At 63.8% G+C, this 21,024-nt stretch carries 18 protein-coding genes; 10 read left to right on the forward strand and 8 right to left on the reverse strand.

Going from position 1 to position 21,024, the window contains the following annotated elements; all coding sequences use genetic code 11:
• Nucleotides 1-16: 16 nt before the first annotated feature.
• The 5 genes from ACA027_RS18850 to ACA027_RS18870 form a co-directional block, all read right to left on the reverse strand.
• On the reverse strand, nt 17-685 hold the full coding sequence (locus ACA027_RS18850; RefSeq protein ID WP_370679720.1) for a sulfite oxidase heme-binding subunit YedZ: 669 nt from the start codon (nt 683-685) through the stop codon (nt 17-19).
• Entirely contained in the window at nt 685-1,707 is a 1,023-nt protein-coding gene (msrP, locus tag ACA027_RS18855) for a protein-methionine-sulfoxide reductase catalytic subunit MsrP (RefSeq protein WP_370679721.1), read from the reverse strand. The genes ACA027_RS18850 and msrP overlap by 1 nt, the downstream gene beginning before the upstream one ends.
• 180 nt (nt 1,708-1,887) lie before the next feature.
• The gene (gene ccsB, locus ACA027_RS18860; protein ID WP_370679722.1) at nt 1,888-3,228 is read right to left on the reverse strand and encodes a c-type cytochrome biogenesis protein CcsB; all 1,341 of its coding nucleotides are present in this window, start codon (nt 3,226-3,228) and stop codon (nt 1,888-1,890) included.
• Nucleotides 3,225-5,384, reverse strand: coding sequence for a cytochrome c biogenesis protein ResB (locus ACA027_RS18865; RefSeq protein WP_370679723.1), 2,160 nt, complete (start codon nt 5,382-5,384; stop codon nt 3,225-3,227). Before ACA027_RS18865 ends, ccsB begins: the two co-directional genes overlap by 4 nt.
• Nucleotides 5,385-5,517: 133 nt before the next feature.
• Nucleotides 5,518-6,141 carry a cytochrome c gene (locus ACA027_RS18870; protein WP_370679724.1) on the reverse strand — a complete coding sequence of 208 codons (624 nt, stop codon included), beginning with the start codon at nt 6,139-6,141 and terminating at the stop codon, nt 5,518-5,520.
• 72 nt (nt 6,142-6,213) lie between these two features.
• Here ACA027_RS18870 and yihA point away from each other — a divergent pair, with 72 nt between their 5' ends.
• Complete coding sequence (gene yihA, locus ACA027_RS18875) at nt 6,214-6,948, forward strand: ribosome biogenesis GTP-binding protein YihA/YsxC (protein WP_370679725.1); 735 nt, start codon at nt 6,214-6,216, stop codon at nt 6,946-6,948.
• Between the two features lie 76 nt (nt 6,949-7,024).
• Nucleotides 7,025-7,987, forward strand: coding sequence for an alpha/beta fold hydrolase (locus ACA027_RS18880; protein ID WP_370679726.1), 963 nt, complete (start codon nt 7,025-7,027; stop codon nt 7,985-7,987).
• Here the strand turns inward: ACA027_RS18880 and ACA027_RS18885 are convergent.
• Nucleotides 7,978-8,853, reverse strand: coding sequence for a lysophospholipid acyltransferase family protein (locus ACA027_RS18885; RefSeq protein ID WP_370679727.1), 876 nt, complete (start codon nt 8,851-8,853; stop codon nt 7,978-7,980). The genes ACA027_RS18880 and ACA027_RS18885 overlap by 10 nt on opposite strands.
• Nucleotides 8,850-9,713, reverse strand: a complete 864-nt coding sequence (locus tag ACA027_RS18890; protein WP_370679728.1) for a lysophospholipid acyltransferase family protein — start codon at nt 9,711-9,713, stop codon at nt 8,850-8,852. Before ACA027_RS18890 ends, ACA027_RS18885 begins: the two co-directional genes overlap by 4 nt.
• Before the next feature lie 131 nt (nt 9,714-9,844).
• Here ACA027_RS18890 and metK point away from each other — a divergent pair, with 131 nt between their 5' ends.
• The 3 genes from metK (at nt 9,845) to ACA027_RS18905 (ending at nt 13,828) form a co-directional block, all read left to right on the forward strand.
• Entirely contained in the window at nt 9,845-11,032 is a 1,188-nt protein-coding gene (metK, locus tag ACA027_RS18895) for a methionine adenosyltransferase (RefSeq protein WP_370679729.1), read from the forward strand.
• A gap of 493 nt (nt 11,033-11,525) precedes the next feature.
• A complete protein-coding gene (locus ACA027_RS18900) occupies nt 11,526-13,604 on the forward strand; it encodes a carbon starvation CstA family protein (RefSeq protein ID WP_370679730.1) in 2,079 nt (692 codons plus the stop codon).
• A gap of 20 nt (nt 13,605-13,624) precedes the next feature.
• Nucleotides 13,625-13,828: a YbdD/YjiX family protein gene (locus ACA027_RS18905; RefSeq protein WP_287881915.1), complete on the forward strand. Its 204-nt coding sequence runs from the start codon at nt 13,625-13,627 to the stop codon at nt 13,826-13,828.
• 152 nt (nt 13,829-13,980) lie between these two features.
• Here ACA027_RS18905 and ACA027_RS18910 read toward each other — a convergent pair whose 3' ends face one another.
• Nucleotides 13,981-14,661, reverse strand: coding sequence for an NUDIX domain-containing protein (locus ACA027_RS18910; RefSeq protein ID WP_370679731.1), 681 nt, complete (start codon nt 14,659-14,661; stop codon nt 13,981-13,983).
• Nucleotides 14,662-14,942: 281 nt separating this feature from the next.
• Here ACA027_RS18910 and ACA027_RS18915 point away from each other — a divergent pair, with 281 nt between their 5' ends.
• From ACA027_RS18915 to ACA027_RS18935, 5 genes are all read left to right on the forward strand, one after another.
• Nucleotides 14,943-15,788 (forward strand): cysteine hydrolase, encoded by an 846-nt coding sequence (locus ACA027_RS18915; RefSeq protein ID WP_370679732.1) that lies wholly within the window; start codon nt 14,943-14,945, stop codon nt 15,786-15,788.
• A gap of 66 nt (nt 15,789-15,854) precedes the next feature.
• Nucleotides 15,855-17,045, forward strand: coding sequence for a nicotinate phosphoribosyltransferase (pncB, locus tag ACA027_RS18920; RefSeq protein ID WP_370679733.1), 1,191 nt, complete (start codon nt 15,855-15,857; stop codon nt 17,043-17,045).
• Between the two features lie 166 nt (nt 17,046-17,211).
• Nucleotides 17,212-18,918, forward strand: a complete 1,707-nt coding sequence (locus ACA027_RS18925) for an NAD+ synthase (protein ID WP_370679734.1) — start codon at nt 17,212-17,214, stop codon at nt 18,916-18,918.
• A gap of 419 nt (nt 18,919-19,337) precedes the next feature.
• Nucleotides 19,338-20,423 (forward strand): bifunctional nicotinamide-nucleotide adenylyltransferase/Nudix hydroxylase, encoded by a 1,086-nt coding sequence (locus ACA027_RS18930; RefSeq protein WP_370679735.1) that lies wholly within the window; start codon nt 19,338-19,340, stop codon nt 20,421-20,423.
• A gap of 83 nt (nt 20,424-20,506) precedes the next feature.
• Nucleotides 20,507-20,989 carry an N-acetyltransferase family protein gene (locus ACA027_RS18935; RefSeq protein WP_370679736.1) on the forward strand — a complete coding sequence of 161 codons (483 nt, stop codon included), beginning with the start codon at nt 20,507-20,509 and terminating at the stop codon, nt 20,987-20,989.
• Nucleotides 20,990-21,024: the final 35 nt, after the last annotated feature.

A 21,024-nucleotide genomic window follows, 5' to 3' on the forward strand; every position in this document is an offset into this window, starting at 1 on the left:
GCCGGATCTGCAGCCTTCAGCCGCCTGACTCACCCTGACGGTGCTGGCCCCAGCGCCGGCGCAGGCGCGCGCCCAACAGCAAGACCAGCAACGCGGCATAGACCGCCACCTCGGAGCTGTCGTTCTTGCCGCTGCGCATCCAGTAGAAATGCAGCAGGGCCAGCAAGGCGGCGCCATAGACGGCACGGTGCAGCAGCTTCCAGCGGGTGCCCCCCAGCCAGCGCAGAACGGCCTGTGGCGATGTCACAGCCAGCGCCAAAAGAACACAAAAGGTGAGCATCCCAACAAGGATGAATGGGCGCTGCAGCACATCGCCCGCCATGTCTTGCCACACCCAGCCCTGGTCCAGCCAGGCATAGCTGAGCAGGTGCAGACAGGCGTAGAAAAAGGCGAAAAGCCCCAGCAACCGGCGCAGCCTGGCCAACGCCGTCAGCTGCAGGCCCTGGCGCAACGGCGTCACAGCCAGGGCCAGCCACAGCGCGCGCAAGGCCCAGTCGCCCGTGCCGCGAATCAAGGCCTCGGCCGGATTGGCGCCCAGCCTATCGGCCAGCACGCCCCACACCATCCAGGCCAGCGGTGCCAGCCACAGCAGCCACACCACAGGCTTGGCTGCGCGTGACAGCAAGGCCCGCTGCAACGGGGCGCGCCAGCCCACTTTCACGCGGGGAACCGCGGCGGAAGGCATCAGAAATTGGCCTTCAAATCCATGCCGGCATACAGACTGGCCACCTGCTCGGCATAGCCGTTGAACGGCTGCGTCTTGCGCTTGGGTGCCAACAGGCCACCTTCTCCGATGCGCCGCTCACTGGCCTGGCTCCAACGCGGATGGGGCACATCGGGGTTCACATTGGAATAAAAGCCATATTCATGGCGCGCGGCCTTGTTCCAGGCCGTGGCGGGCATGGCCTCCACAAAGCGGATCTTGACAAGGCTCTTGGCACTTTTGAAGCCATATTTCCACGGCACGACCAGGCGCACCGGCGCACCGTTTTGCTTGGGCAGGACCTCGCCATACATGCCAAAGGCCAGCAGGGTCAGCGGGTGCAGGGCCTCGTCCAGCCGCAGGCCTTCGGTGTAGGGCCAGTCCAGCACGCGCGCGCGCAGGCCGCGCATATGCGGAGCATCGGCCAGGGTGACGAACTGCACAAACTTGGCGCTGCCCAGCGGCTGCACCTTGCGGATCAGCGCCGCCAGCGAGTAACCCACCCAGGGGATCACCATGCTCCAGCCCTCCACGCAGCGCAGGCGGTAGATGCGTTCTTCCATGGGGCTGAGCTTGAGCAGGTCTTCCAGCGCCCAGGTGCCGGGCCGCTGCACCAGGCCTTCGACCTGCACGCTCCAGGGCGTGATGGGCATGGACTCGGCATAGCGGGCCGGGTCGTCCTTGCCGGTGCCGAATTCATAGAAGTTGTTGTAGCTGCTGGCATCCCCGTAGGGAGTGATTTTTTCCATGCTGGCCGCACCGGCTACTTGCGTGGGCATGCCCGGCAAGGCCGGCAGCTTGCCGCCGCCGGGGCTGGCGGCCGCCAGGGCATCGCGCCCGGCCCAGCTGGCCAGAGCGCTGCCCGCCGCCCCGCTGGCCGCCCATTGCAGCCAGGCCCGCCGGCTGGCATAGACTGCAGCCGGCGTGATCTCACTGGCTAGCGGTGTGGGGAAACCGGGAGAGCTGCAAGAAGAACGATGTAAAAAGCGATGTGAAGGACCCATGGTCACGCTCCTGATACCGCGTAGCGCGGCACTGCAGGAATAGATCATGCCCGGGCCCGGCTGGTTCCATCAAATCAAAACAAGAGCGCCTTGTGCCTGCCCTGCTTTGGTTTCACGCTGTTTTACAGCTGAAACCCGCAGAACTACAGCACAAGGCGCTCTGTTTTTTGAGGGCTGTATTTACAGCTCGCCGTAGCTGTGCAGCCCCGACAGGAACATGTTCACACCCAGGAAGGCAAAGGTGGTGACGGCCAGGCCCGTCAATGCCCACCAGGCCGACACCGTGCCGCGCAAGCCCTTCATCAAGCGCATATGCAGCCAGGCCGCGTAGTTGAGCCAGACAATCAGCGCCCAGGTTTCCTTGGGGTCCCAGCTCCAGTAGCCGCCCCAGGCCTCGGCGGCCCACAGCGCGCCCAACACGGTGGCAATGGTGAAAAAGGCAAAGCCCACGGCGATGGACTTGTACATCACATCGTCCAGGATTTCGAAGGCCGGCAGGCGTGCCGCAATGGTTTTGCGTGCGGCCAGAATCGCCCCCACGATCAGCGCCGAGATGCCAAAGTACACCAGCCAGTAGCTGCTGCCGCTTTCCTGGCTCTGGCGAAAGGCCAGGGGCTCAAAACACAGGGCCACGCCCAGCAGCCACAGCGGCGCCAGCTTGTACCAGCGGGTTTCCTGGGCTTGTTGCTTGATCAGGTAGGCAAAGGCCACCATGGCCGCCATGGCGAAGGTGCCGTAGCCAATGAAGTTGGCGGGCACATGCAGCTTCATCCACCAGCTTTGCAGCGCCGGCACCAGGGGCTGGATTTCATGCGCCTCGCGCACCACCGTGTACCACAGCAAAAAGCCCACGGCCGCGCTGACCACCAGCATCACAAAGCCGCCCAGGGCGCGGGTGTTGTACTGCTCTTCGTAGTAGAGATAGAACACCGTGGTCATCCAGATGAACATCACAAACACTTCGTAGAGATTGCTCACCGGGATATGGCCGATGTCTGCGCCCAGCAGATAGCTCTCATACCAGCGCACCATGGTTCCGACCAAGGCCATGGTCACGGCCGCCCAGGCCAGGCGCGAGCCCAGCAGGCCCATGGTGCTGCGCTCGGCCTTGGAGAACAGGCCAAACCAGTAAAACACCGTGGTGATGAAGCACAGCACGCACATCCACAAGATGGCGGACTGGCTGGAGAGGAAGTATTTGAGGCCGAACACGGCATCGGCCCGGTCGATGTGCGCCGCGCCATCCGGGCCCTGGTAGAGCCAGATGGCCAGCAGCGACAGCACGGCCACCCCCAGCATCAGCTTTTGCAGCGGCCGCCAGAACCAGCCCAGCCAGATGGCGCAGGGCACGGTGCCCACCAGGATGGCTTTTTCATAGCCATCCATATAGGCGCCATAGCGCTGCAGCGCGATGGCGCCGCCGGCCAGTACCAGCACGGCGAACAGCCAGTCCTGCCAGTTGCGGCGGGCCAGAAAGCTTTCGTTCAAGGCCATGGTGGTGGTGGAAGTTGCGGTATTCATGCAGATGGCTCCTGGGATGCAGCAGCTGCCGCCGGGGCGGCCCATAGTTTTTCTTGCAGCCGGGCGAACTCGCGGTCCGTATCCAGCATCTTGCGGTTGGTGGACAAGGCCATCTGGCCCTGGCTACCGCCCTCCGTGGGTGTCAACCAGATCCACAGGCGACGGTCACGCACGTAGAGCATGGCAAAAACACCCAGAATCAGGAAGAGGCAGCCCAGATAGACCACATTCTTGCCGGGCGCGCGGGCCACCTGGAAGACGCTGGCCTGCACCTGCTTGAAGTCTTCCATCATGAAGGCCATGGGTGCGGGGTAGTACTGCGCATCGCTGAGCGAGAACACGGCCTGCGTCATAAAGGACAGGGTCTGCTCGCCCGGCTCCAGTGGCTTCACGCCGGCTTTTTCACGCGACAGCTGTGCCAGGTCAAACAGCACGCCGTTGAGGATACGGATCAGCACCTCGCTGGCGCGGTCGCGCTCGGCCTCGGGCACATTGCTTTCCATGAACTGCGAGATGGCCTGCAGGCCACCATTGGGCTTGCCATCTGCCGTGGGCGTACCCGCAAACAGCGAAACCGCGCGCAGTGCGGACTGGGTCAGCGCCTCGCGCAGGTCAGCACGCTCCTGGGGCACGGCCTGGCGGGCATAGCGGCGCACGGCCTCTTCCAGCATGGCTGGATCGCCCAGTGCGGCGCGCAAACGCATAAAGCCGTCCAGGCTGCCCTGCTCATCCGCAGGCACGCGCAGGTAACGGAAAGGATCGCTGGGGGACTCGCGCACGCCCAGCAGGAACACGGGCACGCCCTCTTCCATGTCCACGGGCACCATGTAGTTCTGGTACTCACGGGCCTGGCCCGAGGCATCACGCAGCTTGTAGCCAATGCTGGGGCCGATGTTGCGCAGCTCTTTTTCGGTGGCCGTCTTGTGGCCGGCACCCAGACGCGACTCGATGGAGCTGCGCAGGTCGACCTTGCGCACATCCACTCCAGCCCCGCCGGTCTTCTGGCCGGCAAAGTTTTCGACGTTGATGGTGCGCAGCTCGGTGAATTCCAGGCTCATCTGCTGACCGGGCGCACCGCCCACCTGCTCCAGCTCGGTGCTGCTGCCAATGACGCCCTGCACCTCGAAAGGCTTGCCACCGGCCACAAACGGCACGGCGCGCAGCTTGACGCTGGAGCCACCGTCGTCAAAGCTGGATTGGTAAATCTCCACGCCCTTGTAGCTGGCCGGATGGTTGACCTCGATGCGCTTTTCCACCTGCTCGCCCGTGGCGCGGTCATGGATGACGACATCGCTGGCAAACAGCTTGGGCATGCCGGTGGAGTAGTACTCGACGATGAACTTCTTCAGCTCCACCGAGAACGGCAGGTCCTGCAGCAGCACGCCATCCGACTGGGCCAGGATGGCAGTGCCCGCCTGCGTGCCCTCGGCCACCAGCAAGTTGCCACGGAAGGTGGGGTTATTCAAGGACAGCCTGTGCTCGGCCGGCACATCGGAAATGCGGCCACCGCCGGCATAGGGCGTCTTGCCACCCAGCCACATCTGGGCGCGCACGATCAAATCACCGTCTAGCAAGCCCCCCAGGCAGATCAGCACAATGGCCGAGTGCGCGGCGATATAGCCAATCTTGTTGGCCGCGCCGGACTTGGCCGCCAGCATATAACCCTTGCCGCCAGCGGTATCGCGCTCTTGCAGCTTCACCTTCCAGCCGCCGCCCACCAGCATGGCACCCATGCGCTGGGCTGCGGCCTGGGGTGTTTCGGCCAGGGTCGCCTGGCCCTTGTGGTGAAAAGCCTGCAGGCTTTTTTCGCGGATGTTTTCCTTGTAGTTGCGCAGGTCCGCCAGGTATTTGGGCACATGGCGCATCAGGCACAGCGTGGTGCTGGTCACCAAAAAGGCCAGGATCAGCAAAAACCACCAGGCGCTGTAGACCGCGTTGAGCTTGAGCGCCAGAAACAGCTCGGCCCAGAACGGCCCGAACTGATTGACGTAATTCACCGCCGCCTCATGTTGCTTGACCACGGTGCCTATGACCGAGGCAATGCAGATGATGGTCAGCAACGCGATGGCGAAGCGCATGGAAGCCAGCAGCTCCAAAAAGGCACGCCCATCAAAAACGCGCACCTGGGAGCTGGCTGGGGGAGAGTTTTCAGACATGTGGGGAAACGAACACAGCGCGTATATGCAAACAGGCGGGACCATCACTCCTCGGATGGCCCCGCCTGTTTGGGTGGATTATGGGCGGTAAGTTCCTGGCATATGCAAGGCGCACACACCAGGTGACTGTGAATCAGCGCAGGCCAGCGATGTAATCGGCCACGGCCTTGATTTCACGGTCGTTCATCTTAGCAGCCACATCTTTCATTTGCGGGCTGTTCTTGCGCTGGCCGTCACGGAAGGACTGCAGCTGCTTGACCGTGTAGTCAGCGTGCTGACCAGAAAGGCGGGGGTACTGTGCAGGCATGCCTGCACCATTGGGGCTGTGGCAGCCCACGCAAGCGGCCACCTTGCGGTCGGCAATGCCGCCGCGGTAGATGCGCTCACCCAGCTGCACCAGTTCCTTGTCGGTGGCAAAACCGGTCTTGGCGGGCTGCTTGGCCAGCCAGGCCGAGATGTTGTGCATATCGCCGTCCGACAGCATGCTGGAGAAGCCCTTCATCACGGGATCTGCGCGCTTGTCGTTCTTGAACTCTTGCAGCTGCTTGACCAAATACTCTGGATGCTGGTGTGCCAATTTCGGATTGGCGACAATAGTCGAGTTGCCATCCACTCCGTGGCATGCCGCACAGACGGCCGTAAAACTTGCCTCTCCTTTCACCAGATCTGGTTTGGCGAGATTTTCACCGGCCGCAAAGGCCGAAAAAGCGGGTGCTGCCAATGCGGCAGCCGTCAGCAAAGAGGCAAGCAGCTTCATAAATCGAGGGTCTGGTTATATGCGCGAAACCACCGGATTCTACAATGAGGCTTCTTTGCCCACCTATACCCCATGACCAACATCAACCCCGCCTTTGCTGCGGGTCAAGAAACTGCGTTGATTGACCCCAAACAGGCGATGGGCTGGATGCATACGGCACGGTTTTTGACAACCGCCGCCCAGCTTCACCAATTGCCTCCCATCTCCGTGCCGGAAATCGCCTTTGTTGGACGCTCCAACGCAGGCAAATCCACCGCCATCAATACTTTGACGCAACAAAAGCAATTGGCTTTTGCGTCCAAGAAGCCCGGCCGCACCCAGCACATCAATCTGTTCTCCCTGGGCAAGCAAGGCGTGACCGATGCCGTGCTGGCCGACCTGCCCGGCTACGGCTATGCCGCAGTGTCCCGCTCGGATAAAGAGCGCTGGCAGCGCGTGATGCTGAACTATTTGATGCAGCGCGAAAGCCTCTCGGCCGTGGTGCTGCTGTGCGACCCCCGCCTGGGCCTGACCGAGCTGGACGAGGCCTTGTTGGACGCCATACGCCCACGCGTGGCCGCCGGTCTGAAGTTCTTGATCGTGCTGACCAAGGCCGACAAGCTGACCCGCGCCGAACAGGCCAAGATCCTGTCCATCACCAAGCTCAACGCCGGTGGTGGTGAGGTGCGCCTGTTCTCCGCCCTCAAAAAACAGGGCGTCTCCGACGTGGCCCAACTGCTGTGGCATTGGTGCCACCCCGATGGGCTGCAGCCTGCGGCCCCGGCCGCAGAAGCCGTCGATACAGCCGCCGACGCAGACAAGGCCTGAGCGCCGGACCCTGGTCCACCCGCATAGACGCAGCCCTTGGTCTGCCCGAGCATGGAGCCCCACCCCGGAGGCTTCCATGATCGACACCATCCGCCACCACCTGCCCCACGGCATCACGCTGGACTGCCGCAGCTGCGGCGCACCGGGCCAACCGCTGCTGCTGTTTTTGCATGGTTTTCCCGAGGGAGCCTTTATCTGGGATGGCCTCATGCCCGCCTTTGCCGATCGCTGGCGCTGTGTGGCGCCCGATCTGCGCGGTTATGGCCATTCCAGCCGCCCCGAAGGCCTGAACGCCTACCGCCCCGAGGCCCTGGTGCAAGACCTGGTGGCACTCATCGCCTGCGAAAGCCCGGGCAGCCCTGCGGCCTGCGTCATCGCCCACGACTGGGGTGGCGCCTTGGCGTGGAAGCTGGCCATTCAGCACCCTGCCATGCTGCAGCGGCTGCTGATTCTCAATGCGCCCCACCCCGGCACCTTTCTGCGGGAGCTGCAACACAGCCCTGCACAACAGGCGGCCAGCCAGTACATCCACTATCTGCGCCGGCCTGACGCCGCAGAACGCCTGCTGGCCGATGGCGGCCGGCGTCTGCTGGATTTTTTCCGCACCCCACAGGGCGGCCTGCCCGACTGGCTGACTCCGGCGCTGCAAGCGCGCTACCACGCGCATTGGCAATCCTCGCTGGCGGCAGCCTGCCGCTATTACGCTGCCAACCCGCTGCGGCCACCGCGCGGGGAAGACCAGAAAATTCAGAGCCTGCAATTGCCGGATGCGCTGCTGCACACCGATGTGCTCACCCGCGTCCTGTGGGGCCTGGACGATGCCGCGCTGCTACCCGCTTTGCTGGATGGCCTGGAGCAATGGGTGCCGCATCTGACCGTGGAACGCCTGCCCGGCGCCAGCCATTGGCTGCTGCATGAGCACCCCACGGCGGTGCTGCGCAATCTGCGCCAGCTGCTGATGACATCGCTCCCCAAAAATGAGCAATCTCTGCGTACCACAGCTGCGCCAGAGGCTGATTTCCCTTTGGACTATGGGTAAAGCGAGGCCTGGCCGTCCGGGCGGGTCTTGAAGCGCTTGTGCACCCAGTAGTACTGAGCCGGCATGGCGCGGATGGCGGCTTCCAGCTCGCGGTTCATGCGGGCGGTGTCGGCCACATGGTCGTCGGTGGGAAAGTGCTCCCATGCCGGGGTGAGCTCGGCCACATAGCCCTCGGGCGTCATGCGGTTGTACAGCGCCACCACCTTGGCCTTGCCCAGGCGGGCAAAGCGCGACAGCGAGGGAATGGTGGCCACTTCGGGTACGGCAAAAAACGGCACAAAAACCGAGTCGTTCTTGCCATAGTCCATATCGGGCAGCAAATACAGCAGGCCACCCTTGCGCAGGCACTGGATGATGGGCTTGACGCCATCGGCGCGGTTGAGCATCTTCACGTTGCCAAAGCGCTGGCGACCGGTCATGAACCAGTCGTCCAGCACCGGGTCGGGGTTGGTGGCAAAGATGGAGGTGAACTCGCGCTCGGTAGAAAGCGGCAGCGCCAGGCCACCGGCATCCATGCTGTAGAAATGCGGGGCAAAAACAATGGTGGGAGTGTCGCCCTCCAGCTCGTGCGTGGCGCCCACCAGCTTGACGCGGCTGCGCACCAGGGCTTCCGAGCCAAACCACAGCCAGCTGCGGTCCAGAAAAGTCTGGCAGAAGACGACAAAGCTTTCCCTGGCCCAGGCCTTGCGCTGGGCCTCGGGCACTTCGGGAAAGCACAGTTCGAAATTGCGCAGCGCCACCTTGCGCCGCGGCCGGGCCAGCACAAACAGCAGATTGCCCAGACCCCGCCCCAGACCACGCAGCACCGGCAGCGGCAGCTTGGCCAGGCCATGCATCATGGCCACACCCCATCGGCTCCAGCTCATGCGCCCGCCTCCGGCGTGGTGGCGCCCACAGGCGCATCCTGGCGCGGCTGCTTGTAGCGGCCATAACCCCAGAGGTATTGCTTGGGGCATTGGCGAATGGTGCGCTCCATGGCCTGGTTGATCTGCAACACGGCAGTGTCCAGCTCGGCAGACAGCTCCATGGGAAGGCCTTCAAAAAACAACTCAAACCCGCGCCCCCAGGACTGGCGCTCGCAGCGCGCCAACACCACGGTGGCACCAGTCTGCAGCGCCAGCCGGGCCGCCAGCGTCATGGTGTAGGCGTCCTTGCCAAAAAACGGTGCCCATTGGCCCTGCCCGTCCGGTGGCACCTGGTCGGGCAGCAGGCCCACGGCCTCGCCCTTGCGCAAGGCCTTGATCATCTGGCGCACGCCCGACAGAGTGGTGGGCACGGCCTGGATGCCGGCGCGGTTGCGCGCCGTCAGCATCAGCTCGGCCAGCCAGGCCTGCTTGGCCGGGCGATACAAAATGGTGATGGGGCCATGTTCGCCTGACCAGCGCTGGGCTGCGGCCTGCACCGACAGCTCGAAGCAGCCCAGATGGGGCGTCAGGTACAGAATGCCTTTGCCGCGCGCCCAGGCGGCCTCGACCACTTCGGCGCCGTGGATGGCGTTGACCTGGGTGGTGCGCATCCACAGACGCGGCGACTCCAGCACCATGCGGCCGGCATGACCCACGGCGGCCGCCACCTCGCTAAAGCGATAACCCGCCTGCGCCGTGTTGGCAATGAAACGCCGGCGGTAGGTGGGCGACAGCAACCAGGCCATCCACCCCATGGCACCGCCAATGGCATGCAGCACGCCCAATGGCAGTGCGGACAGTAAGCGAAACAGGGAAAGCATTAGAATAGGGGCTGTCGCCGAGTTAAAGAGCAACTTGCAGGGCGACGTTAAAACAAAAACTGCTAAAGCGTTCGCCAAGCTCCTGCAGCTCGGGTGACGCAATTGCCCGAACAACCAGGAGTTTATTTTTTATGGCGAACAGCGACTTTCTCTTCACCTCAGAATCGGTTTCGGAAGGCCACCCCGACAAGGTGGCAGACCAAATCTCAGACGCGATTCTGGACGCTATTTTCACCCAAGACCCACATTCCCGCGTGGCAGCCGAGACACTGACCAATACCGGTCTGGTGGTATTGGCCGGTGAAATCACCACCGGCGCCAACGTGGACTACATCCAGGTAGCCCGCGACACCATCAAGCGCATAGGCTACGACAATACCGACTACGGCATCGACTACAAGGGCTGCGCCGTGCTGGTGGCCTATGACAAGCAGAGCCAGGACATCGCCCAGGGCGTGGACAAGGCCAGCGATGACGAGCTGAACACCGGCGCCGGCGACCAGGGCCTGATGTTTGGCTACGCCTGCGATGAAACGCCCGAGCTGATGCCCGCGCCCATCTACTACGCCCACCGTCTGGTGGAGCGCCAGGCCCAGCTGCGCAAGGACGGCCGCCTGCCTTTCCTGCGCCCCGACGCCAAGAGCCAGGTGACCATGCGCTATGTGGACGGCAAGCCCCACAGCATCGACACCGTGGTGCTGTCCACCCAGCACAGCCCCGACCAGTCGGAAACCGCCACCAAGATGAAGGCCTCGTTCACCGAAGCCATCATCGAAGAAATCATCAAGCCCGTGCTGCCCAAGGAGTGGCTGCAGGACACCAAATACCTGATCAACCCCACCGGCCGCTTTGTGGTCGGCGGCCCCCAGGGCGACTGCGGCCTGACCGGTCGCAAGATCATTGTGGACACCTACGGCGGCGCCTGCCCCCACGGCGGCGGTGCCTTCTCCGGCAAAGACCCAACCAAGGTGGACCGCTCGGCCGCCTACGCTGCGCGCTATGTGGCCAAGAACGTGGTGGCAGCCGGCCTGGCGCGCCAGTGCCAGGTGCAGGTGGCCTATGCGATCGGCGTGGCCCGCCCAATGAACATCACCGTCTACACCGAAGGCACGGGCGTGATCCCCGATGCTGAAATCGCCAAGCTGGTGGCTGCGCACTTTGACCTGCGCCCCAAGGGCATCATCCAGATGCTGGACCTGCTGCGCCCCATCTACGCCAAGACCGCCGCCTACGGCCACTTCGGCCGCGAAGAACCCGAGTTCACTTGGGAGCGAACCGATAAGGCAGCTGTGCTGCGCGCAGCTGCCGGCCTGAAGTAAACATCTCAGGCCCACGCGTCAGCGTGGTATCGGTGAGCGGGTGGAGTTCATATCACGCAGTGATGTGAACGCAGACCAAAAGACGGATAAAGCAGCAGTACTATGCGCTGCTGCCGGGCTGTAAGCCCGCTGCGCGAAAGCGCAGTTTCCGTACACGGGCGGAGTTCATATCGCTTGCGATGTGAACGCAGACCAAAAGAACCGATAAAGCTGCATCACTGCTTGCTGCAACTGATCTGAAGCAATTCACTTCAGACACCTTACCCAAAGCCACCCGGCCCCTGCCCGGTGGCTTTTTTCATGGCAAAACGCCGACCCGGCAGCTAGCTGACCTCTGACTGACGACCTGCCTCCATAAGCCAGCAAAACCAAGGGTTAACCCCTGGCAAATCCCCAACAACGCAGCATGAATGCCCTGCTGCCTCCCTACACTGCGGCTCTGGGTGCAAGCACCCACCTCACCCAATTAACTTCATATATCAAAGGGTTCATCATGCAGCAGCAAGGGAAGAGCTGGCTGAACCACGTTGGCTGGATTGTCCTGGCCATTGTGGGCGCCGGTTGCCTGGGCGTCGTCGCATTGCGGCGCGGGGAAGCCATCAATGCCATCTGGTTGGTCGCCGCAGCGGTCAGCCTCTATCTGGTGGCCTATCGTTACTACAGCCTGTTCATCGCCAACAAGGTGATGGGGCTGGATCCACGCCGTGCCACTCCCGCCGTTTTGAACAACGACGGTCTGGACTATGTGCCCACCAACAAGCACATTCTGTTCGGCCACCACTTTGCCGCCATTGCAGGTGCCGGCCCGTTGGTGGGCCCGGTGCTGGCAGCGCAAATGGGCTATCTGCCCGGCACGCTGTGGCTGATTGCCGGGGTGGTGCTGGCGGGGGCGGTGCAGGACTTCATGGTCTTGTTCATCTCCACGCGCCGCAACGGCCGCTCCCTGGGCGAGCTGGTGCGCGAAGAAATGGGCCAGGTGCCCGGCACCATCGCCCTGTTCGGCACCTACATGATCATGATCATCATCCTGGCGGTGCTGGCCCTGATCGTGGTGAAGGCGCTGGCCGAAAGCCCCTGGGGCATGTTCACGGTGATGGCCACCATTCCCATCGCCCTGTTCATGGGCGTGTACATGCGCTACATCCGCCCGGGCCGCATCGGAGAAATCTCCGTCATCGGCCTGGTGCTGCTGATGCTGTCCATCTGGGCCGGTGGCAAGGTCGCGGCCGACCCGGCCTGGGGCCCGGCCTTCACCTTCACCGGTGTGCAAATCACCTGGATGCTGATCGGCTACGGCGCCGTGGCTTCCATGCTGCCCGTGTGGCTGCTGCTGGCACCGCGTGACTACCTGTCCACCTTCCTCAAAATCGGCACCATCATCGGTCTGGCCCTGGGCATTTTGTTTGTCGCCCCCCAGTTCAAGATGCCGGCGCTGACCCAGTTTGTCGACGGTACAGGCCCGGTGTGGAAGGGCAGCATGTTTCCCTTTCTGTTCATCACCATCGCCTGCGGCGCGGTCTCGGGCTTTCACGCCCTGATCTCGTCCGGCACCACGCCCAAGCTGCTGGACAACGAGGTCAACGCCCGCTACATCGGCTACGGCGGCATGCTGATGGAATCTTTTGTGGCCATCATGGCCATGGTCGCCGCCTGCGTGATCGAGCCCGGTGTTTACTTTGCAATGAACAGCCCAGCCGCTCTGGTGGGCAGCGATGCCCAGAGCGTGGCCACGGCCGTCAGCGGCTGGGGCTTTCACATCACAGCTGACCAGTTGAACCAAGTTGCCAAGGACGTGGGCGAGCACACCATTTTGGCCCGCGCAGGCGGCGCACCCACGCTGGCTGTGGGCATTGCCTTCATCCTGCACCAGGTGCTGCCAGGCGAAAACACCATGGCCTTCTGGTACCACTTCGCCATTTTGTTTGAGGCGCTGTTCATCCTCACGGCCGTGGACGCTGGCACCCGTGCCGGCCGCTTCATGCTGCAGGACCTGCTGGGCAACTTCGTCCCCGCGCTGAAGAAGACCGACTCCTGGGTGGCCAATGCCGTGGGCACCGGTGGCTGCGTGGCCATGTGGGGCTGGCTGCTCTACCAGGGCGTGGTCGATCCGCTGGGTGGCGTGAACACGCTGTGGCCGCTGTTCGGCATCTCCAACCAGATGCTGGCTGCCATTGCGCTGATGCTGGGCACCGTGGTGCTGATCAAGATGAAGCGCGCCCGCTACGCCTGGGTCACCGCGCTACCTGCCACCTGGCTGCTGCTGTGCACCACGGCCGCCGGCCTGATCAAGCTGCTCGATCCCAACCCGGCCGTGGGCTTTACCAGCCTGGGCCTGAAGTACAGCGACGCCATCGCCTCCGGCCAAATCCTGGCACCGGCCAAGAGCATGGAGCAGATGAAGGCCATTGCCTTCAATGCCTACACCAATGCCACGCTGACCGCCATCTTCCTGGTGGTGGTCTTCAGCGTGCTGTGCTATGCCATCAAGGTGGGCCGGCAAGCCCATAGACAGACCGAGCGCAGCGACCGCGAAACCCCGTTCCAGCCCATGCCCTCGGGCTCGGGTGTTTGACACCCAAGAAAGGACACACCATGCTCAAAAAACTGCAGCAAGCCGGCAGCTACCTCGGCCAGGCCGCCCGCATGATGGTGGGCATGCCCGACTACGGCACCTATGTGCGCCATATGGAGCAAACCCACCCGGGCCAGCCCTATATGAGCTATGAGGAGTTCTTCAAGGAACGCCTCAACGCCCGCTACGGCGGCGGCGCTGGTCGCCCGGTGCGCTGCTGCTGAGGCTGTGCGCTTTAACGAAAAAGCATGCCTCGGCATGCTTTTTTTACGTCCAGAGAATCTGGAGTTGCAGCGGGAGCGGGCCTGCGCAACCCCGCAGGCGCTGACCCCACCCCACAAGGCCCATATAAAGCACTCACCCCATCCAAAAGCAATTACAAACCGCGAACGCTGAGGGCCAGCTCCTGCCGATAAGGAGCCCGCACGCGGTAAAGCTGGGCAGGCCTGTGCGCGCCACCACTTTGCATGGCACCCGGCACGGCCTCCAGCAGCGCCATCTCGTCCATCTTGCGGCGAAAGCTCACCTTGTTCAGCGGCTCACCCAACAAATGCTCATACACCTGCTGCAGCTGCGGCAGCGTGAAGCTGGGCCCGCACAAATGCACCGGCAGCGAGGAGTACTGGCTTTTGTTGCGCACCCGCTGCAGCGCAGCGTCGACGATGGCGCGGTGGTCAAAAGGCAGCGTGCCCAGTGCCTCCACCGGCACCAGCTGCACATCGGCGCACTGCGGCACCTGCTCCCAAGGCAGTAGCGCGCAATAGGCAATGGCCACCGACCAGCCTCGCGGGTCACGCGCCGGGCCGCTGAAAGTGGCCAGCTGCTCCAGATAGGCGCCGGTGATGCCCAATTTGTCTTTCAGCACGCGCAGGGCACTGGCCTTGGCATCGGCGTCTTCATCGGCATGCACATAGCCACCTGGCAAGGCCCATACGCCCTGAAACGGCGGCTGGGCACGGCGCAGCAGCAACAGCTGCAACGCACCATCACGCAGCGTGAGCACCACCGTGTCCACGCTGACCAGCACCGCAGGAAAGCCACCATCAGTTTGATTCATTTTTTTACCAAGTCAACTTTCTCAGCCACACAGTATGCCTACATCTCGCGAATTTCCTTGTGCTACTGGATCTGTCTTGATTGCTGCCCCATGCCATACATATCCAGCACAGTCTATGAGACTGGCGCAACCCAAGCCAGTGGCAGCCAGCAAGGGCCGCCCCGCAGCAAAGGCTGTCGTCCCCTGGGGGAAGCCGCAAAGCGGCTCAGGGGGGAGTCAGCCACTTAGTTGCAATATTGAATTAACTAGACTACACTGCCCTCCAACACAGGAGGAATGACATGGCACACCGCACCCAGCTGCTGATCATCGACCCGCAAAACGACTTCTGCGATTTGCCCCGCGCCTGGTGGCCGGCCGCCCTTCCTGGCCAGGCCGATTCCAGCGGCCCCGCCCTGCCCGTCACCGGTGCCCATGCCGATATGCAGCGCCTGGCGGCCTGGATTCAGCGCCATGGCAGCAAGCTGGAGGGCATCACCCTCACGCTGGACTCCCACCAGGCCTATGACCTGGCCCACCCGGCCTTCTGGCAGCAGCGCGATGGCAGCGCCGTGGCGCCCTTCACCACGATTGCCGCAGCCCAGGTACGCAACGGCGACTTCGCCCCGCGCGACGCCAGCGCCCTGGCCCGTGTGCTGCAGTATCTGGATACGCTGGAGGCCGAAGGCCGCTACCAGCTGATGGTCTGGCCGCTGCACTGCGAGATCGGCAGCTGGGGCCATGGCGTGCATGCCGATGTGCTGGCCGCCTGCCGCCGCTGGCAGGCCACGCAGCACCGCGCCGTCCACCATGTGTTCAAGGGCATGAACCCCTGGACCGAGCACTACAGCGCCATCCGCGCCGAAGTGCCCGACCCGCAAGACCCAGAGACCGGGCTGAACCAAGCCTTGCTCACCCGATTGGCGGACTGTGAACAGTTGGTGATTGCCGGCGAGGCCAGCAGCCACTGCGTGCGTGCCACCACCGAGCACATCGTGCAGCACAGCGGCATGGCGCCCGATCGACTGGTGCTGCTCACCGACTGCATGAGCCCGGTGAGCGGCTTCGAGGCAGCCCATGCGGCTTTCCTGCAGCAGATGGCAAACCTGGGTGTACGCTGCACCAGCAGCACGCACTTCGATTTATAAGCAACAAGCCACAAACGCAATCTGCATCTGCACCAGCAGCTCCTTTTTTCATAGAGACATCGGTATATGGCCCCCATCATCACCAGCCTGCTCGACACAGACCTCTACAAGTTCACCATGTGGCAGGCCATGCTGCACCGCAACCCGCAGACCGCCGCCCACTACCGCTTTGCCTGCCGCAACGCCACGGCCTTTCCACTGGCCGAGCTGGCGGCCGAGGTACAGGCCGAGATCGACCAGTTGTGCAGCCTGCGCTTTACCAAGGATGAGCTCGATTACGTGGCCAGCCTGCGCTATATCAAGAGCGACTTCATCGACTTTCTGCGCCTGTTCCAGTACCAGCGCGACTTCATCACCGTCAAGGGCCAGGCCGACGGCAGCCTGTCCATCGAAGCCGACGGCCCCCAGGTGCATGTGATGGGCTTTGAGATTCCCGTCCTCTGCATCGTCAACGAGCTGTACTTCCGCCGCCTGCAGCAACCCGGCACGCTGGATGAAGGCCGAAAGCGCCTGCAGGCCAAGATCGCGCAGCTGCGTGCCATCAAGAGTGGCCCCACGCTGGCCCACCCCTTCGAGGTCTCGGACTTCGGCCTGCGCAGGCGCTTTTCCGGTCCCTGGCAGCGCGAGGTGGTGACCACGCTGGCACGTGAGGTGCCGCAGTGGTTCAAGGGCACCTCCAGCGTGCTGCTGGCGCGTGACCTGGACATCTCCCCCATTGGCACCATGGCCCATGAGTACATGCAGAGCTACCAGTCCCAGGGCGTGCGCCTGCGCGATTTTCAAAAGGCCGCGCTGGAAGACTGGGTGCAGGAATACCGCGGCGACCTGGGCATTGCGCTCACCGACACCGTGGGCATGAACGCCTTTCTGGCCGACTTTGACCTGTACTTTGCCAAGCTGTTTGATGGCCTGCGCCATGACTCGGGCGACCCCTTTGAATGGGGCGAAAAAGCCCTGGCGCATTACCGCCAGCTGCGCATCAACACCCACAGCAAGCGCCTGGTGTTCTCCGACGGCCTGGACCTGGAACGCGCCCTGGCCCTGTGGCGCCACTTTGGCCCGCATATCCAGCTGGGCTTTGGCATTGGCACCAATCTCACCAACGACCTGAGCCTGACGCCGTTGAACATTGTGATGAAGCTCACCCACGCCAACGGCCAGCCGGTGGCCAAGATTTCGGATACCCCCGGCAAGACCTTGTGCGAGGACGAGACTTACTTGGCTTACCTGCGCCAGGTGTTTCATATAGAAGCTTGAACACCCCCCTGAGTCGCTGCGCGCCTTCCCCCCGCTCTTCGCGAGCTGCGCTCGCGGGCAGGGGGACGACAGCCTCGCTGCGGGGCGGCCCTTGCTCGCTGTCCCTGACATTGAGCCGCGCTCAGTTTTATGCGGCTCTACACACTGCACTTTTGAGGAGGCTTTTATGCTGCGCATCACCCTGGCCCAACTGAATATGACGGTGGGCGACATTGCCGGCAATACTGCCAAGATGGAGGCCGCCGCGCGCCAGGCCCATGAGGCTCAGGCCAACCTGGTGGTGTTTTCCGAGCTCTCGCTGTGCGGCTACTACCCCGAGGACATGCTGGACGAGCCCGCTTTCTTGCAGCGCTGCGAGCGCGGCCTGCAGGAGCTGCTGGCGACCACCCGCCAATGGCCCTCGCTGTACTGGGTGGTGGGTGCGCCCACCGCCGCACAAGGGCCGGGCAAGCGCTTGCACAACAGTCTGCTGGTGCTGCAGAACGGCCAAGTACGGCTGCAGTACGACAAGCAGCTGCTGCCCACCTACAACATCTTTGACGAGCGCCGCCATTTCGAGCCCGGCCGCGACGTGGCCAAGGTGCTGCGCATAGGCGATGCCCAGGTGGGTTTTCTGATCTGCGAGGACGGCTGGAACGACAGCGGCACCGACTATGCCGTCAACCCCTTCGAGCGCATGGCCGACGCTGCACCCGATGTGGTGGTCAGCATCAATGCCAGCCCCTCCAACATCGGCAGGCGCGAGCAGCGCCACCAGGTCTTCAGCGCTGCGGCCCGTCGCCATGGCCTGCCCATTGTGTATGTGAACCAGGTGGGTGGTCAGGACCAGGTCGTGTTCGACGGCGCCTCCTTCGCCGTGGAGCCCATGGCCGGCGTGGTGTTCGAGGCCGAGCGCTTTAGCGAACAGGTCGTCACCCTGCAGCTGGCACGCGGCTGCTTTGCCCAGGGCGACGGCAGCGAGCCCGAGCCGGTGGCAGCGCAAGGCCTGTCCACCATGGCGTTCTACCGCGCGCAAATCCAGCTGGGCCTGCGCGACTACGCCCGGCGCTGCGGTTTCACCCGCGCCGTGGTGGGCTGCAGCGGCGGCATAGACAGCGCCCTGACCCTGGCCCTGGCCGCCGAGGCCCTGGGCCCGGACAACGTCACCGCCATCACCATGCCTTCGCGCATTTCCAGCAGCGGCTCGGTGGATGACTCCATCGCCCTGTGCCAGCAGCTGGGAGTTGCACTGATCCAGCACCCCATTGCGGCCCAGGTGGATGCCTATGTCCAGCAGTTCCAGGCCAGCTTTGGCCAGCCCCTTTCAGGCCTGGCGCTGGAAAACCTGCAGGCCCGCGTGCGCGGCACGGTGCTGATGGAGTACTCCAACAGCTACGGCCATTTGCTGCTGACCACGGGCAACAAGTCCGAGCTGTCGGTGGGCTACTGCACGCTGTATGGCGACACCAATGGCGGCCTGGGCCTGCTGGGCGATCTGTACAAGACCGAGGTCTTCGAGCTGTGCCGCCACCTCAACCAGGCCAACGGACGCGAGCTGATTCCCCAGACCATCATTGACAAACCACCTTCGGCCGAGCTGGCCCCGGGCCAGACCGACCAGGACAGCCTGCCGCCCTACCCGCTGCTGGATGCCATGCTCAAGCTGCTGATCGAGGGCGAGCGCCTGTCCGATGCCGAATACCAGGCCGCCCAGGAGACGGTGAACATGCTGCAGCTCACCCCTGAGGGCCGTGCCATGGTGAGCAAGGTGCGCCGCCTGCTGCATGGCAGCGAGTACAAGCGCCACCAGACGCCCCCCGTCATCCGCCTGCGCCCGCGCGCCTTTGGCAGCGGCCGGCAGATGCCCATCGCTGCGAGCTATGCATGGGATTGAGACGCTCCCCCCTGAGTCGCCTACGGCGCCTTCCCCCCCAGGGGGACGGCACCAGCGCGGCGGGGCGGCCCTTGCGCGGTGCCCTGGCATGGGCAGCGCCAGTTTTATGCGCTGCGCCCTGGCGAAAGGAGCCAGCCATGCGACAGGGGTCGTTTGCACCATGCCTTGGGTGTTGCCCCTTCCCCCGCCGGGGGAAGGTTGGGATGGGGGCTTGACCCCGGTACGACTCCCTCGCCCCTATGGGGAGAGGGTCGGGGTGAGGGGCTTCCCGGCATGGCAGCACGCCCATGGCCCATCGTCTTCTCTACCAAATTCGCAGCAGCCTATGCTTGTGTAGACTGCTTGCAAGCCCAAAAACACTGATATCGCACAAACGCTCCGTCGCCATCGGCCACGGGCGCTGCACCAGGAGACCGTATATGCCACCCGCACAGACCACCACTGCCCCCCACACCGCTGTGCTGATCGGGCGCTTTCAGCCGCTGCACCGTGGCCATCTGGCCCTGGTGCAGCAGGCCCTGGCCCTGGCCGAGCAGGTGGTGGTGGTGATTGGCAGCGCCTGGCAGGCGCGCAATCCCAAGAACCCCTTTACCTGGCAGGAGCGCGCCGCGCTGCTGCGCGAATCGCTGTCTGCGGCCGACCAGGCCCGGCTGCGCCTGGTGCCGCTGCGCGATTTTTATGACGAGCCGCGCTGGGTGGCGGCCGTGCAGCAGGCCGTGCAGGCCCAGGTACCTGCGGGTGCCCGCGTGGCCCTGGTGGGCCATTTCAAGGATGTGAGCAGTGCCTATCTGGCACGCTTTCCCGGCTGGGAGCTGACAAGCCTTCCGCGCCAGGGCGACTTTGATGCCACACCGGTGCGCGATGCCTATCTGGGCACGCCGGCCGAGCAACTGTCTGCACTGTGGCCGGCGCTGGACACCCAGGTGCCGCCGCCCGTGCTGCGCTTTTTGCAGGAATGGGCACGCACGCCGGAATATGCCGAGATGCAGCAGGAGTGGCAGATGATTCGCCGCTATCAGGCCGCCTGGTCGCACGCGCCCTATCCGCCGGTGTTTGTCACCGTGGACGGCTTTGTGCGCTGCGCCGGCCACCTGCTGCTGGTGCAGCGCGGCCACCGTCCCGGCAAGGGCCTGTGGGCCCTGCCCGGCGGCTTTGTGGAGCCGCGCGACACGCTGTGGCAGTCCTGCCTGCGCGAGCTGCAGGAAGAAACCCAGTTCCCGCTGAGCGAGGCCCAGCTGCGTGAACGCCTGCAGGGCGTCGAAGTCTTTGACCACCCGGACCGCAGCCTGCGCGGGCGCACCATCACCCATGTGCATGCCCTGGACCTGGGGCCGGACTTGCCTTTGCCCGAAGTGGTCGGCGGCGACGACGCTGCGCGCGCCGAGTGGGTGCCGGAGTCTGCCCTGGCCGATATGGAAGGCCAGTTCTTCGAGGATCACTTCCACATCGTGCGCCGCTGCATGACCCGCTTTGCCGGCTGGGAACTGCCGCTGCGCGCAGAATAAACAGGCAACCGTCCACTCCCATTTACCTAGCTTCTGCAGCGCTCCCGGTATGCGTTGCGGCCATTTTTGACTGATAGCCTCCAATGTCCTCTCTGCACATCCGCCCCGCCACGCCGGGCGACACCGACACCATCCTGCACTTCATCCGCGAGCTGGCCATCTACGAAAAAGCCGAGCATGAGGCCCAGGCCACGCCCGAGCATCTGCAGCGCACCCTGTTTGCACCACAGCCCGCGGTGTTCGGCCTGGTCTGCGAACTCGATGGCGCGCCCATAGGCTTTGCCGTCTACTTCTTCAACTACTCCACCTGGCAGGGCCAGCACGGCCTGTACCTGGAAGACCTCTACATCACCCCCCAGGCCCGTGGCGTGGGGGCCGGCAAGGCCATGCTGCAGCACCTGGCCAAGATTGCCGTGGACAAGGACTGCGGCCGCTTCGAATGGAGCGTGCTGGACTGGAACACCCCGGCCATCGACTTCTACGACACCCTGGGCGCCCTGCCGCAAAGCGAGTGGATTCGCTATCGCATGACAGGCGCTGCGCTGAAAAAAATGGCCACCCCCTGAGCCGCTTTCGCGTCTTCCCCCTCTCTCACGCTACG

The sequence above is a fragment of the Comamonas sp. GB3 AK4-5 genome (assembly GCF_041320665.1).
Taxonomy (GTDB): domain Bacteria; phylum Pseudomonadota; class Gammaproteobacteria; order Burkholderiales; family Burkholderiaceae_C; genus Comamonas.